This is a genomic window from Achromobacter sp. 10T422 (assembly GCF_056394065.1).
Map to the genome: position 1 here is coordinate 197595 of NZ_JBFTHD010000006.1, position 13038 is coordinate 210632.

Genomic DNA, 13038 nt, shown 5'->3' on the forward strand with positions numbered 1-13038 from the left:
CGACGTCAGGCCAAACTCAGGCCAACGTCTCTGGCGCTGGCTGACGCCAACGTTCAATCGCTTCCACCGCTTGCTCGGGGCTGCCGAAGATTTTGTCGCGGCCGATCTTCTTGACCAGCCCCGAGCGTTCCAGCGCCATGCGGAACTGGCCGTGGCCGCCCGCCACCAGCAGGGTGATGTGGCGGTCGTCGAGCTCGCGCTTGAGCTCGTACAAGGCTTCCACCGCGTCGGCATCGGCCTGCGTCATGGCTTCGGCGTCCAGCACGAACCATTGCACATCGCCAGCCTGGTCCATGACTTCGCGCGCGCGGCGCCGGAAGGCGTCGGCGTTGAAGAACCACACCGACGATTCAAATAGCCAGATCACGGCGCCCGGCACCGGCTGCGCTTCGGGATTCAGGTGCAGCTTGCCCAGCACGGATTCGCCCGGCAACCGGCCCAGCAGCGCATCACGCGGGTTGCCTGACACGTACATCGCGTACAGCAAGGTCGCGCCCACCGACACGGCCACGCCTTGCAGCACGCCGAATCCCACCACGCCTACCGCTGCCAAGATGCCGAATGCCAGTTCGATGCGGGAAATTCGCGCCAGCCGCATGAAGGCTTTGACATCAAACAAGCTCACCGCAGCCAGCAGCAAGATGGCTGACAGCACCGCTTGCGGCAGCCAGTACAACGGCTCACTCAAAAGACCCACCACGATCGCCAGCGCCATCGCCGCGCTGATACTGACCAAGGGCGATGACCCGCCCGCCACCAGCCCCACCGCCGTGCGCGAATCGGCGCCCGTCACGACGAAACCCTGGAACAGGCCTGCCGCGACGTTGGCCGCGCCGAACCCCACGAGCTCGCGGTTGGGGTCAACGTGCTCGCCCGTGCGCGCGGCAAAGCTGCGCGCGGTGACGATGCCGCTGGAAAAGCTGACCACCAGCACGCCCGCCGCGCCCAACAGCATGCTGTCCACGCCTTCAAGCCGAACGGGCAGGCTGATGCCGGGCAAGCCGGCAGGCACTTCGCCCACCACCGCAATGCCCAGCTCGGGAAAGTTGAATAGCCACGACAGCAGGCAGCCGCCCAGCACCAGCAAAATCGGCCCCGGCCACGCCGGGCGCCAGCGTTTGAGCCCCACCAATAGAATGCACGACGCCAGCCCCAGGCAAAGCGTTGGAATCTGAATTTCCTGAATGCGGCGCGACAGCTCCAGAAACGGATGCACCAGCCCGCTATTGCGCAAGCCCACGCCCGTCAGGCCACTCAGTTGCGACATCGCCAGCGTGATGGCCACGCCCGCCATGTAGCCGATCAGCACGGGGCGCGACAGCAGGTTGGCCAGCACGCCCAGCCGCAGCACGCGCGCGATCAGGCAGCCCACGCCTACGGTCAGCGCAATGCCCGTGGCCGCAACCAGGCGGTCTTCGGGCGAGGTCAGCGCCATACCCGTCAAGGTGGCGGCGATCAGCGTGCAGGTAGCGGTGTCCGGCCCCACGATCAGCGTGCGCGACGAGCCGAACAAGGCGTAGCCCAGCATGCCCGCAATGGCGGCCCACAGGCCGGCAACGGGCGGCACGCCCATCATTGCGGCGTACGCCAGCCCCACCGGCAAGGCCACGGCCGCCACGCTCAACCCGGCCATGACGTCACGCCGCGCCGAGTCTCGCGTGATGCCACGGAAATTATTCAGGCCGGGAAAGAAACGTAGATTCATGGTGCTGCGAACGACCTGAAGGTTGAGATGACGCAAGGCGCGTGAGGACCGCCAGCCTACACCAAGGGCAGGCGCACCAAACCGTTTTAGATCAAACGACCGCCGCGTGCCATCCCTCAATCCATTCGCATTCCATTCCCGCATTCCATTCCCTTATGGAATAGAGTTTGTTGATTATTTATCTCTTTTGCAGGAAAGGAGGATTGCGTAGAGTCCCTCGCATAAGAAAAGCGGCGACACGCCGCGTCATTGCACACCGACACGGCCCGCCGCCTCGCCCACCCGATGCGGATACAACGGCCGGCACATCTGGAGACTCCATGTCCTACGCCTTCCTGCGGCGCGCCAGCCGCGCGCTCGCTGTCGCCGGGCTTGCCGCGCTTGCCGCCGGCATCGCCCCCGCCGCCTACGCCCAAAGCTACCCCGAGCGCCCCATCAAGCTCGTCGTGCCATGGCCCCCGGGCGGCGCCACTGACTCGCTTGCGCGCCTGCTGGCGCAACGCCTGACGGAACGCCTGGGCCAGACGGTGATCGTGGACAACAAGGCCGGCGCAGGCGGCAATATCGGCACGGCGTCGTTCGTGCGCGAAAAGGCGGATGGCTACACGCTGCTGATGGCCACCAGCTCCACCAACGCCGCGAACCCGCATCTGTATTCGCGCCTGGGGTTCGATGCGTCCAAGGACTTCGCGCCCGTCGCTTTCGTGGCCGAGATCCCGAACATTTTGGAAGTGCCCAAGCAGTCACCCTTCAAATCGGTGGCGGACCTGGTGGCCGCAGCAAAGGCTGAACCGGGCAAGCTGAATTACGGCTCGGGCGGCGTGGGGTCGTCGCAGCACCTGGCGGGCGCGCTGTTCAAGCATCTGACCGGTGCGGACGTGCTGCACATTCCCTACAAGGGCAGCGGCCCCGCCGTGTCGGATCTGCTGGCCGGACAAGTCGACATGATGCTGGACACGGGTTCATTGGCCCAGGTTCAAGCAGGCGCGTTGCGCGCGCTGGCCGTTGCGTCGCACCAGCGTTTGCCGGCGTTGCCGGACGTGCCCACGTTCGAGGAAGCCGGGGTGCCGAAGATGATTGCGTCGGCCTGGTACGGCATCGTCGCCCCTGCCGGCACGCCGGCCGATGTGGTGCAACGCCTGAACAAAGAAGTAAACGCCGTCACGGCCACGCCGGAAGTGAAGCAGCGCATGGAAAGCATGGGCGCGCTGGTGCCGGCCGGTCAAACGCCGGAGCAGTTCAGCGCGTTTATTCAATCTGAAATTGCGCGATATGCAGAGATCGTGAAGATCTCGGGCGCGAAGATGGAATAGCCACCGGCATCTGGCGCCGGCATCTGGCGCCGGCATCTGGCGCCGGCACATCTGGCTGCACGAAAAAAACGCCCCGAAAGGGGCGTTTTTGCATGGCGCGCGGACACGTTGCGAACGTGCCCGCCCCGCCATTTACTTTGCCGCGCGGGCTTCCAGCACGGCCACGGCCGGCAGGGTTTTGCCTTCCAGGAATTCCAGGAATGCGCCGCCGCCCGTCGAGATGTAGCCGACTTGTTCGCCGATGCCGTACTTGGCGATGGCGGCCAGCGTGTCACCGCCGCCCGCAATCGAAAAGCCGTCCGATTCCGCGATGGCGCGCGCCACCACTTCGGTGCCGTTGGCGAACTGGTCGAATTCAAACACGCCCACCGGGCCGTTCCAGACGATGGTGCCAGCCTTCTTCAGGATCTCGGCCAACTGCGCCGCGGTCTGCGGGCCGATGTCCAGAATCATGTCGTCGTCGGCCACATCGGTGGCGGCTTTCACAGTCGCTTCAGCATCCGCGCCGAACGCCTTGGCGCACACCACGTCCACCGGAATCGGCACGGCCGCGCCGCGCTGCTTCATCAGTTCGATCACGGCGCGCGCCTGATCCACCTGGTCGGGTTCCGCCAGCGACTTGCCAATCGGCAGGCCAGCGGCCAGCAGGAAGGTGTTGGCGATGCCACCACCCACCACCAGCTGGTCAACCTTGTCGGCCAGCGATTGCAGGATGGACAGCTTGGTCGACACCTTGGAGCCGCCCACGATGGCGACCAGCGGGCGCTTGGGTTCATGCAGCGCACGGCCCAGCGCGTCGAGCTCGGCTTCCAGCAAGGGGCCGGCGCAAGCCACGGGCGCAAAGCGCGCGATGCCGTGCGTGGTGGCTTCGGCGCGGTGGGCGGTGCCGAACGCGTCGTTGACATAGACGTCGCACAGCGCGGCCATCTTCTTGGCCAGCGCTTCGTCGTCTTTCTTTTCGCCGACGTTCACGCGGCAGTTTTCCAGCAGCACGACCTGGCCGTGATCCACCTGCACGCCATCGACCCAGTCACGCACCAATTGCACGGGCATGCCCAACAATTCGGACAGGCGCTGGCCAACCTTGGCGAGCGAGTCGGCTTCGGTCAGCACGCCTTCTTTCGGGCGGCCCAAGTGGGACGTGACCATCACGGCGGCGCCGGCATCCAGCGCCAGGCGAATGCCGGGCACCGACGCACGGATGCGGGTGTCTTCGGAAATGCGGCCGGCATCATCGAACGGCACGTTCAAGTCGGCACGAATGAACACGCGCTTGCCGGACAGTGCGCCGGACTTGGCCAGCGCGGACAGGGTATTGACCTTGGACATATTTGAATTCCTACGATGGGCGAACAAAGGGGACGAACCCATTTTCCGCAATGGCGGAAAACAAATCCGTCCCCTCTGGACTGACCGTGTTGCTTACTTGGCCGACATCAGCGCGACGGTGGTGTCGAGCATGCGGTTCGAGAAGCCCCACTCGTTGTCGTACCAGGACGAGACCTTGACCAGACGGCCCGAGACCTTGGTCAGCGACGCGTCAACGGTGCTGGAGGCCGGGTTGTGGTTGTAGTCCACCGAAACCAGGGGCTCGGTGTTGTAGTCCAGAATGCCCTTCAACTCGCCTTCCGACGCCGCCTTCAGGATGCTGTTCACTTCTTCGGCGGTCGTGTCGCGGCTGGCCACGAACGACAGGTCAACCAGCGACACGTTGATGGTCGGGACGCGGATGGCGTAGCCGTCCAGCTTGCCGTTCAGTTCCGGCAGCACCAGGCCCACGGCGGCGGCAGCGCCGGTCTTCGTGGGGATCATGCTCATCGTGGCCGAACGCGCGCGGCGCAGGTCTTCGTGATAGACGTCGGTCAGGACCTGGTCGTTGGTGTAGGCGTGAACGGTCGTCATCAGGCCGTTTTCCAGACCCAGCTTGTCGTTCAGCGGCTTGACCAGCGGGGCCAGGCAGTTGGTGGTGCACGAAGCGTTCGAGATGACGGTATCCGTCGACTTCAGCACGCCGTGGTTCACGCCGAAGACGATGGTGGCGTCCACATCCTTGCCGCCCGGGGCCGAGATGATGACTTTCTTGGCGCCGCCCTTGATGTGCGCGCCGGCCTTTTCCTTCGTCGTGAAGAAGCCCGTGCATTCCAGAACCACGTCGACCTTCAGCTCGCCCCAGGGCAGTTCAGCCGGGTTGCGGTTGGCCAGCACGCGGATCTTGTCGCCGTTGACGACCATGAAGTCGCCGTCGACTTCGACGGTGCCCGGGAACTTGCCGTGGGCGGTGTCGTAACGCGTCAGGTGCGCGTTGGTCTTGGGATCGCCCAAGTCGTTGATGGCGACGATTTCGATATCGTGCTTCTTGCCACCTTCGTAGTGGGCACGCAGGATGTTGCGGCCGATGCGACCGTAACCGTTGATGGCGACGCGAATAGTCATACTAAGCTCCTTTTTTACAAAACCTGTTTGACGGTCTCGGCCACCTTGTCGGCGGTCAGCCCGAAGAACTTGAACAGTGCGCCGGCCGGAGCGGACTCACCGTAGCGGTCGATGCCGACCACGGCGCCTTCAAGGCCCACGTACTTGTGCCAGAAGGCGGTGACGCCGGCTTCGACAGCCACGCGCGGCAGGCCCTTGGGCAGCACGGATTGTTTCCAGGCGGCATCTTGCTTATCGAACACGTCGGTGCTGGGCATGGAGACCACGCGCACAGCAACGCCTTCCTTGGCCAGCTGCGCCTGCGCGTCCAGCGCGATGGCCACTTCCGAGCCCGTGGCGATGATGACGGCGCGGGCGCCTTCGGCATCGCGCAGCACGTAGCCGCCGCGCGCAATGGCGTCAACGGTTGCGGCGTCGCGCGGCACGAACGGCAGGTTCTGGCGCGACAGCAACAGGGCCGTCGGGCCGCCGTCATGGACGTCCATGCCGATGCTGGTCGGGCGCGTCACGGCGGCATTCCAGGCGACGGCGGTTTCAGCCGTATCGCAAGGACGCCAGAGCGACAGGTTGGGGATCAAACGCAGGCTGGCGGCGTGTTCGATGGATTGGTGGGTCGGGCCGTCTTCGCCCAGGCCGATCGAATCGTGCGTGAACACGTGCACCACGCGCTGCTTCATCAGCGCGGCCATGCGGATGGCGTTGCGCGAGTAGTCGGAGAACGTCAGGAACGTGCCGCCGAAGGGCAGGTAGCCGCCGTGCAGGGCCACGCCGTTCATGATGGCGGCCATGCCGAATTCGCGCACGCCGTAGTTGATGTGGCGGCCGAACTGGATGCCCTTGTCACCGGCGCGAACGGCGGCAACGCCCTTCCAGTCGGTGAAGTTGGAACCGGTCAGGTCAGCGGAACCACCCAGCATTTCGGGCAGCACCGGCGCCAGCGCGCCGATGGCGAATTGCGAGGCCTTGCGGGTGGCCACGGTTTCGGCCTTTTCCAGCGTGGCGTTCAGGAATGCCTTGAACTGTTCGTTGTAGCCTTCGGGCATGTCGCCCTTCATGCGGCGCGTGAATTCAGCGGCTTCGGCGGGGAATTCGGCGGCGTAGGCGTCAAACGCAGATTGCCATTCGGCTTGGGCGGCTGCGCCCTGCTTGCGGCCATCCCAGCCGTCGTACACGGCTTGCGGAATCTGGAAGGGTTCCGACGACCAGCCCAGCGCAGCGCGCGTGGCGGCGATTTCGTCCTTGCCCAGCGGTGCCCCGTGCACGTTGTGCGTGCCGGCCATGTTGGGCGAACCCTTGCCGATCACGGTGCGGCAGATCACCAACGTGGGCTTTTCCGATTGCGAACGCGCGGCCTTGATGGCGGCGTCCACGGCGGCGACGTCATGGCCGTCTACGCCACGGATCACGTTCCAGCCGTAGCCTTCGAAACGCTTGGCGGTGTCGTCGGCGAACCAGTGTTCAACGTGGCCGTCGATGGAGATGCCGTTGTCGTCATACAGCACGACCAGCTTGGACAGCTTCAGCGTGCCGGCCAGCGAGCACACTTCGTGCGAGATGCCTTCCATCAGGCAGCCGTCGCCCGTGAAGGCGTAGGTGTGGTGGTCGACGATGTTGTGGCCGGGCTTGTTGAATTCAGCAGCCAGCAGCGCTTCAGCCAGCGCCATGCCCACGGCGTTGCCCAGGCCCTGGCCCAGCGGGCCGGTGGTCGTTTCCACGCCCGGGGTGATGCCCACTTCGGGGTGGCCCGGCGTCTTGGAATGCAGCTGGCGGAAGTTCTTCAGTTCTTCGATCGGCAGATCGTAGCCCGTCAGGTGCAGCAGGGCGTAGATCAGCATCGAGCCGTGGCCGTTGGACAGCACGAAGCGGTCGCGGTTGGCCCAGGCGGGATCTTTGGGATTGTGGCGCAGGTTGCCCGTCCACAAGGCTTGGGCGATTTCCGCCATGCCCATGGGTGCACCCGGATGCCCGGAGTTCGCTTGTTGCACGGCATCCATCGCGAGGGCGCGGATGGCATCCGCCAAGGCAAGTTTAGGGGCGGTCGGATTGCTCATTCGGAAGGCTCTTTGAAGCTGACCCGTCTACAGGAAATATAGGGGCCAGTTGAGTGGGTTGCGAAGCAGACGATTTTAGCATCAGGGGATTTCCCTCACGCCATCCCCCTTAAGCTCGATGTAATGCGCGATGTAATCAGCCGTTTCCGCGAGAGAAGTATTAGCGTACATCCCACAATTGCGGGAATGTGGTCTGACATTCAGGATGTGGCCCTGTACCTCTCTACCGGAGCCGCCTACCATGGGCCTCATGCTGAACCTCACCATTCCTGTCGAAGGCATCATGGCATTGCGCACCGCCCTGGGCGAAGAGCGCGCCATTGCGGTGGCGCGCGCACTGGAGCACGCCCAGATCAAAGGCGAAGCCGAACTGGCCGCCAAGCTCCGGCAGGACTGGCGCAATGAAATCGCCACCATGATTGCCCCCTTCGCGCGCCGTGAAGAACTGGCTGAAATCCGCAATCAGATTGCGCAGTTGCCCACCCGCGAAGAACTCAAGCGTTTCGCCACCCACGAAGATCTGGCCGACCTGCGCGCGCAGTTCATGCGCCTGGACAAGAAAATGACCGTGGGGTTTCTGACTCTGCTGGGCCTGAACCTGGCGTCCAGCGCGCCCACCTTCCTGGAATGGGGGGTCAAGATGGTAGGCTACGCGCTCAAATAATCTGATCGCCCGCCCCTTCTTCGCCAGAACCCCATGTCCGCCCCCCGCTTCTTTTGCGACATCCCCCTTTCCGCCGGCACCCGCATCGCCTTGCCCGAAGCGCTGGCGCACCACGCACTGCGCGTGCTGCGGTTAAAAGCCGGTGAAACCGTTGTGCTGTTCAATGGCCAGGGTGGCGAGTACCCCGCCGTGCTGGACGTTGAAGGCAAGGCGGGCTTTGCTCAACTGGGTGATTTCACCGCCCGCGAAGCCGAGCTTGGCGGACGCATCACCCTCGTGCAGGGTCTACCTTCGGGCGACAAGATGGATTGGGTGGTGGAAAAAGCCGTGGAACTGGGCGCCGCGCGCGTCAGCCCCATCGCCGCGCAACGCAGCGTGCTGCAACTGTCTGGTCCCCGGCTGGATAAGCGCGTGGCGCATTGGCAGCGCATTGCGCAATCCGCCGCCGAGCAATGTGGCCGCAACCGGTTGATGGCAGTGGATGCCCCGCAATCGCTGGCCGACTGGCTAGCTCTGCCTGCCGAAGGCCCGCGCCTGTTGTGCCACCCCGAAGCGGCTGACGACCTGGCTGGCGCGCTGCGCGCCACGCCCGGCGTGCAGGCGCTGACCTTGTTGGTGGGGCCTGAAGGGGGCTGGTCTGACAAGGAATTGGAACTCGCCCGTCAGGCGGGTGTGCAGGCCGTGCGATTCGGCCCGCGTGTGCTGCGAACCGAGACCGCCGGGCTGGCGCTGATATCTGCGGTCAGCGCCTTGTTGGGCTGGTAGCGTTTGAGCTGGCGGTTTAGCTGGCGGTTGGACTGGTAGCGGTTGAGCTGGCGGTTGAGCTGGCGGTTGGGCTGGTAGCGGTTGGGCGGGTAGCGATCAGTCGTTTTCGCCGTAAGGCGCAGCCGCAATGCCGGGCTCCGGGTCGGGGTGCTTGCCTGCGTGTTCAATAACAAACGCAAAGATGCGCCCGTTCTCGCGGGCAAAATCGGCTGCGTCCGAACACACCGTTTCAATGCGGGCGGCATCCTCTTCCAAGACCGGGTCGCCGGAATGCAGCCGGTACAGCCACAGCACGACGCCAATCTTGTGATCCAGCACCGTGTCGCACAGGCAGTCATAGAGCGCATCCAGGTTGCCGCCGAAGTATTCGGGGAAGTCCACCGCCTTGACGATGGCGCGCAGCACCGCAGAACGGCTCCTGGCAGGATCGCAGTTGGCAACGAACAAGGACAGGCCCAGTTCGTGGGAGGCATCCACCACGGCCTTCTTGTCCAGCCCTTCATGAGGAAGCGCTCCGCCGCGCAGAAGCTGCTTCTGCAACGTAGATTGGCCATTGCGCGTCATGCCTGAGCCTCCTTGAAAAAGGCGATCACTTCGTCGTTACGCTGCATCGTATCGGCATAACCCAGATCGATCAATCGCTTGGTGTAGCTGGATTCGAACAAGAGATAGGACATCAGGGCCCCGCCTCCTGGACGGCGTGGATCGGACGATACACCGAGTACGCGGAAAAGAGCACGGGCTTGTGCAGGCATGTCGTTCAAGTGTTCCAGCGCCATCGTGTCCAGCGACTGGCTGGGCGTGATCGTCAGCACCTGAATGCGCCGCACATTCACGGTCGCGCCGTCCGGCGTGGCGTGGTCCATCAGGTAATTGATGCGCTCCAAGCGCTCAACATCGACCGACAAGCCATCCAGGAAAATGCTAGACAGCGCATGGCCGCCCACTTGGGCCAAAGAGGGATACGGCGGCGAATCCGCCCGGTGCTCGGGGTGGGTGTCGTCGCGGAACCCTGTGCCAATCACCATCACCCGATGCGCCCCCAGATGGATGGCCGGGCTGATCGGGGCCAGTTGCCGCATGGAGCCGTCGCCGCACCACTCGCCCTTGCCATGCACCTGCACCTGGCGGGCGGGGAACACGAACGGAATCGACGACGACGCCATCAGATGATCAATGCTGATCGGCGTGGGGATGGCCAGGCGCAGATATCGGTGCCAGGGCTCGATGGGCGTGTGCGCCTGGTAGAACGTCAGATGCTCGCCGCTGGTGTAGCCCGACGCGGTAATCGCCAGCGCCGACAGCGAACCGCGTTCAAGATTGGACCGCAAGTTGCCAAAGTCCAGCACCCGCCCCAGCAGGGCTTCCATGGGGCTGTTGTCCAGCAGCGATTGCGGCCGCTTGCGCGTCAACCCCGAATACATCCAGCCCAGCGCCAGCAGGCCCAGCCAGCGCACGCCCGTGCGGATCAGGCCCGGCGCGTCGGCGCGGTAAATCATGTCGGTGTTCAGCGACGACCACAGCCGGCGGATGCGGCGCACGCCCAGGTGCGGGCGGTCGGCGCGGCACGCCAGCGCGGCGGCGTTGATCGCGCCGGCAGAGGTGCCGCAGATGATGTCGAAGGGATTCTGGAAGCGCGAGTGCCAGTCGGGGTCCAGCAGCTCCATGATGGCGCTGAGCACGCCGACCTGATAGGCGGCTCGCGCGCCGCCACCCGTCAGGACCAGACCGGTCGGCGTGCGTGGGCACGCCGGGCCGGCGGGACTGACTTCAACGTGGCGTGTTGACATCGACCACAGTCATCGCGGTCATGTTGACGATGCGGCGCACGGTCGAGCTGGAGGTCAGGATATGCACCGGCGCATTGCAGCCCAACAGGAACGGGCCCACCGCCACGTTGCCGCCGGCTGCCGTCTTGAGCAGGTTGTAGGCGATGTTGCCGGAGTCCACGTTCGGGCACACCAGCAAATTCGCTTCGCCCTTCAACGTGGACGACGGCAGGATGCGCATGCGCAGCGCTTCGTCCAGCGCGCAGTCGCCGTGCATTTCGCCGTCGATTTCCAGGTCGGGCGCTTGCTCGCGCACGATTTCCAGCGCACGGCGCATCTTGGCGCCAGACGCCGAACTGCCCGATCCGAAGTTCGACCGCGACAGCAGCGCCACCTTCGGCGCCAGGTACATCCGGCGCATTTCGTTGGCGGCCGCGATCGTGAATTCCGCGATCTGTTCGGCCGACGGTTCGTCGTTCACGTGCGTGTCCACCAGCACCACCGTGCGCTCGTTGAGCAGCAGGATGTTCATGGCGGCATACACGTTGTGGCCGGGGCGGCGGCCAATCACTTCATCTACAAAACGCAGGTGATCGTGATACGCGCCCACCGAGCCGCAAACCATGCCGTCGGCGTCGCCCAAGTGAACCATCATCGCGCCAATCAAGGTCATGCGGCGGCGCATTTCCACGCGCGCCATTTCCTTGGTGATGCCGCGGCGGCACATGCGTTCCCAATACGTCGTCCAGTATTGATGGAAACGTTCGTCGTATTCCGGGTTGGTGACTTCAACGTCTTCGCCCAGACGCAAGCGCAGGCCCAGCTTTTCGATGCGGGTCAGCAGCACCGACGGACGGCCCACCAGGATGGGACGCGCCAGGCCTTCGTCCACCACCACTTGCACGGCGCGCAGCACGCGTTCGTCTTCGCCTTCCGCAAACACGATACGGGCCGGGCCGCCTTCGCGCACGATGCGCTTGGCCGCCGAGAACAGCGGCTTCATGAACGCGCCCGAGTGGTACACAAACTGCTGCAACTGTGCTTCGTAGGCTTCCAAGTCAGCCAGCGGGCGCGTGGCGACACCGCCGTCCATGGCGGCCTTGGCCACGGCCGGGGCGATGCGCACGATCAGGCGCGGGTCGAACGGCTTGGGAATCAGGTATTCGGCGCCGAATGAAATATCGAACGTGCCATACGCCGCGGCGACGACTTCGTTCTGCTCTTCCTGCGCGAGCTGGGCAATGGCGTACACCGCCGCCTTTTCCATTTCACGCGTGATGGTCGTGGCGCCCACATCCAGCGCACCACGAAAAATGTACGGGAAACACAGCACGTTGTTGACCTGGTTCGGGTAGTCCGAACGGCCCGTAGCCATGACCACATCGTCACGTACCGAGTGCGCCAGTTCCGGCAGGATTTCCGGGGTCGGGTTGGCCAGCGCCAAAATCAGCGGGCGCGTGCCCATGGCGGCAACCATCTCGGGCTTCAGCACGCCGCCTGCCGACAGCCCCAGGAACACGTCGGCGTCCTGGATCACTTCGGCCAGCTTGCGGGCGTCGGTTTTCTGCGCAAAGCGCGCCTTGTCCGGGTCCATCAACACGGTGCGGCCTTCATAGACCACGCCTTCAATGTCCGTCACCCAGATGTTTTCCAGCGGCAGACCCAGGTCCACCATCAGGTCCAGGCAAGCCAAGGCAGCGGCGCCCGCGCCCGAGGTCACAACCTTGACCTTTTTGATGTCTTTACCCACGACCTTCAGGCCATTGATGAACGCGGCCGAAACACAGATCGCGGTGCCATGCTGGTCGTCATGGAAAACCGGGATCTTCATGCGTTCACGGAGCTTGCGCTCAACGGTGAAGCATTCGGGTGCCTTGATGTCTTCCAGGTTAATGCCGCCGAACGTGGCTTCCAGGCCGGCGATGATTTCGACCAGCTTGTCCGGGTCGGTTTCGTTGATTTCGATGTCAAAAACATCCAGGCCGGCGAACTTCTTGAACAGCACCGCCTTGCCTTCCATCACCGGTTTGGATGCCAGCGCGCCGATATTGCCCAGGCCCAGCACGGCCGTGCCGTTGGTGATCACGCCCACCAGGTTGCCGCGCGCGGTGTAGCGGAACACGTTGGCCGGGTCGGCCACGATTTCCTCACAGGCCGCCGCCACGCCGGGCGAATACGCCAACGCCAGATCGCGCTGGTTCGTCAGTTGCTTGGTCGGCGTGACCGAGATTTTGCCGGGGCGCCCATGCTCGTGATATTCAAGGGCGGCTTTGCGAAGGTTGGCATCCATAGGGGCGGCTACTAGCTAATAAGTGAGACACGGAGAGGGAGGAATTCT

General features: G+C 64.3%; 10 protein-coding genes. 3 read left to right on the top strand and 7 right to left on the bottom strand.

The annotated features are described in order from the left end of the window. Window positions 1-16 precede the first annotated feature (16 nt). Window positions 17-1705: a SulP family inorganic anion transporter gene (locus tag AC1DB0_RS17385; protein WP_181953184.1), complete on the bottom strand. Its 1689-nt coding sequence runs from the start codon at window positions 1703-1705 to the stop codon at window positions 17-19. Window positions 1706-2025: 320 nt separating this feature from the next. Here AC1DB0_RS17385 and AC1DB0_RS17390 point away from each other — a divergent pair, with 320 nt between their 5' ends. Then, on the top strand, window positions 2026-3018 hold the full coding sequence (locus AC1DB0_RS17390) for a Bug family tripartite tricarboxylate transporter substrate binding protein (RefSeq protein ID WP_476758001.1): 993 nt from the start codon (window positions 2026-2028) through the stop codon (window positions 3016-3018). Between the two features lie 132 nt (window positions 3019-3150). Here the strand turns inward: AC1DB0_RS17390 and AC1DB0_RS17395 are convergent, their stop codons facing one another. The 3 genes from AC1DB0_RS17395 to tkt all read right to left on the bottom strand — a co-directional run bounded on the left by AC1DB0_RS17395 (window position 3151) and on the right by tkt (window position 7502). After that, window positions 3151-4347, bottom strand: a complete 1197-nt coding sequence (locus tag AC1DB0_RS17395; protein WP_054422544.1) for a phosphoglycerate kinase — start codon at window positions 4345-4347, stop codon at window positions 3151-3153. Window positions 4348-4440: 93 nt separating this feature from the next. Beyond that, window positions 4441-5451 carry a type I glyceraldehyde-3-phosphate dehydrogenase gene (gene gap, locus AC1DB0_RS17400; RefSeq protein ID WP_006221200.1) on the bottom strand — a complete coding sequence of 337 codons (1011 nt, stop codon included), beginning with the start codon at window positions 5449-5451 and terminating at the stop codon, window positions 4441-4443. Between the two features lie 14 nt (window positions 5452-5465). Then, window positions 5466-7502, bottom strand: a complete 2037-nt coding sequence (tkt, locus tag AC1DB0_RS17405; protein WP_476758000.1) for a transketolase — start codon at window positions 7500-7502, stop codon at window positions 5466-5468. A gap of 241 nt (window positions 7503-7743) precedes the next feature. On the opposite strand from tkt, the gene AC1DB0_RS17410 reads away from it, so the two are divergent. Both AC1DB0_RS17410 and AC1DB0_RS17415 read left to right on the top strand, forming a co-directional pair. Beyond that, entirely contained in the window at window positions 7744-8166 is a 423-nt protein-coding gene (locus AC1DB0_RS17410; protein ID WP_476757999.1) for a hypothetical protein, read from the top strand. A 33-nt stretch (window positions 8167-8199) separates the two neighbouring features. After that, window positions 8200-8931, top strand: a complete 732-nt coding sequence (locus tag AC1DB0_RS17415) for a 16S rRNA (uracil(1498)-N(3))-methyltransferase (RefSeq protein WP_175171414.1) — start codon at window positions 8200-8202, stop codon at window positions 8929-8931. A 96-nt stretch (window positions 8932-9027) separates the two neighbouring features. Here the strand turns inward: AC1DB0_RS17415 and AC1DB0_RS17420 are convergent, their stop codons facing one another. From AC1DB0_RS17420 to AC1DB0_RS17430, 3 genes are read right to left on the bottom strand one after another with little or no spacing between them, the layout of a single operon-like run. Beyond that, entirely contained in the window at window positions 9028-9495 is a 468-nt protein-coding gene (locus AC1DB0_RS17420) for a barstar family protein (RefSeq protein ID WP_054422548.1), read from the bottom strand. Beyond that, window positions 9492-10721 (bottom strand): patatin-like phospholipase family protein, encoded by a 1230-nt coding sequence (locus AC1DB0_RS17425; protein ID WP_425286181.1) that lies wholly within the window; start codon window positions 10719-10721, stop codon window positions 9492-9494. Before AC1DB0_RS17425 ends, AC1DB0_RS17420 begins: the two co-directional genes overlap by 4 nt. Next, on the bottom strand, window positions 10702-12990 hold the full coding sequence (locus tag AC1DB0_RS17430; protein WP_342067605.1) for an NADP-dependent malic enzyme: 2289 nt from the start codon (window positions 12988-12990) through the stop codon (window positions 10702-10704). Before AC1DB0_RS17430 ends, AC1DB0_RS17425 begins: the two co-directional genes overlap by 20 nt. Window positions 12991-13038: the final 48 nt, after the last annotated feature.

Bases quoted from the DNA above. Each gene is read 5' to 3' on its own strand.
- AC1DB0_RS17385 (WP_181953184.1), bottom strand. From the start codon at position 1,705: ATGAATCTACGTTTCTTTCCCGGCCTGAATAATTTCCGTGGCATCACG.
- AC1DB0_RS17390 (WP_476758001.1), top strand. From the start codon at position 2,026: ATGTCCTACGCCTTCCTGCGGCGCGCCAGCCGCGCGCTCGCTGTCGCC.
- AC1DB0_RS17395 (WP_054422544.1), bottom strand. From the start codon at position 4,347: ATGTCCAAGGTCAATACCCTGTCCGCGCTGGCCAAGTCCGGCGCACTG.
- gap (WP_006221200.1), bottom strand. From the start codon at position 5,451: ATGACTATTCGCGTCGCCATCAACGGTTACGGTCGCATCGGCCGCAAC.
- tkt (WP_476758000.1), bottom strand. From the start codon at position 7,502: ATGAGCAATCCGACCGCCCCTAAACTTGCCTTGGCGGATGCCATCCGC.
- AC1DB0_RS17410 (WP_476757999.1), top strand. From the start codon at position 7,744: ATGGGCCTCATGCTGAACCTCACCATTCCTGTCGAAGGCATCATGGCA.
- AC1DB0_RS17415 (WP_175171414.1), top strand. From the start codon at position 8,200: ATGTCCGCCCCCCGCTTCTTTTGCGACATCCCCCTTTCCGCCGGCACC.
- AC1DB0_RS17420 (WP_054422548.1), bottom strand. From the start codon at position 9,495: ATGACGCGCAATGGCCAATCTACGTTGCAGAAGCAGCTTCTGCGCGGC.
- AC1DB0_RS17425 (WP_425286181.1), bottom strand. From the start codon at position 10,721: ATGTCAACACGCCACGTTGAAGTCAGTCCCGCCGGCCCGGCGTGCCCA.
- AC1DB0_RS17430 (WP_342067605.1), bottom strand. From the start codon at position 12,990: ATGGATGCCAACCTTCGCAAAGCCGCCCTTGAATATCACGAGCATGGG.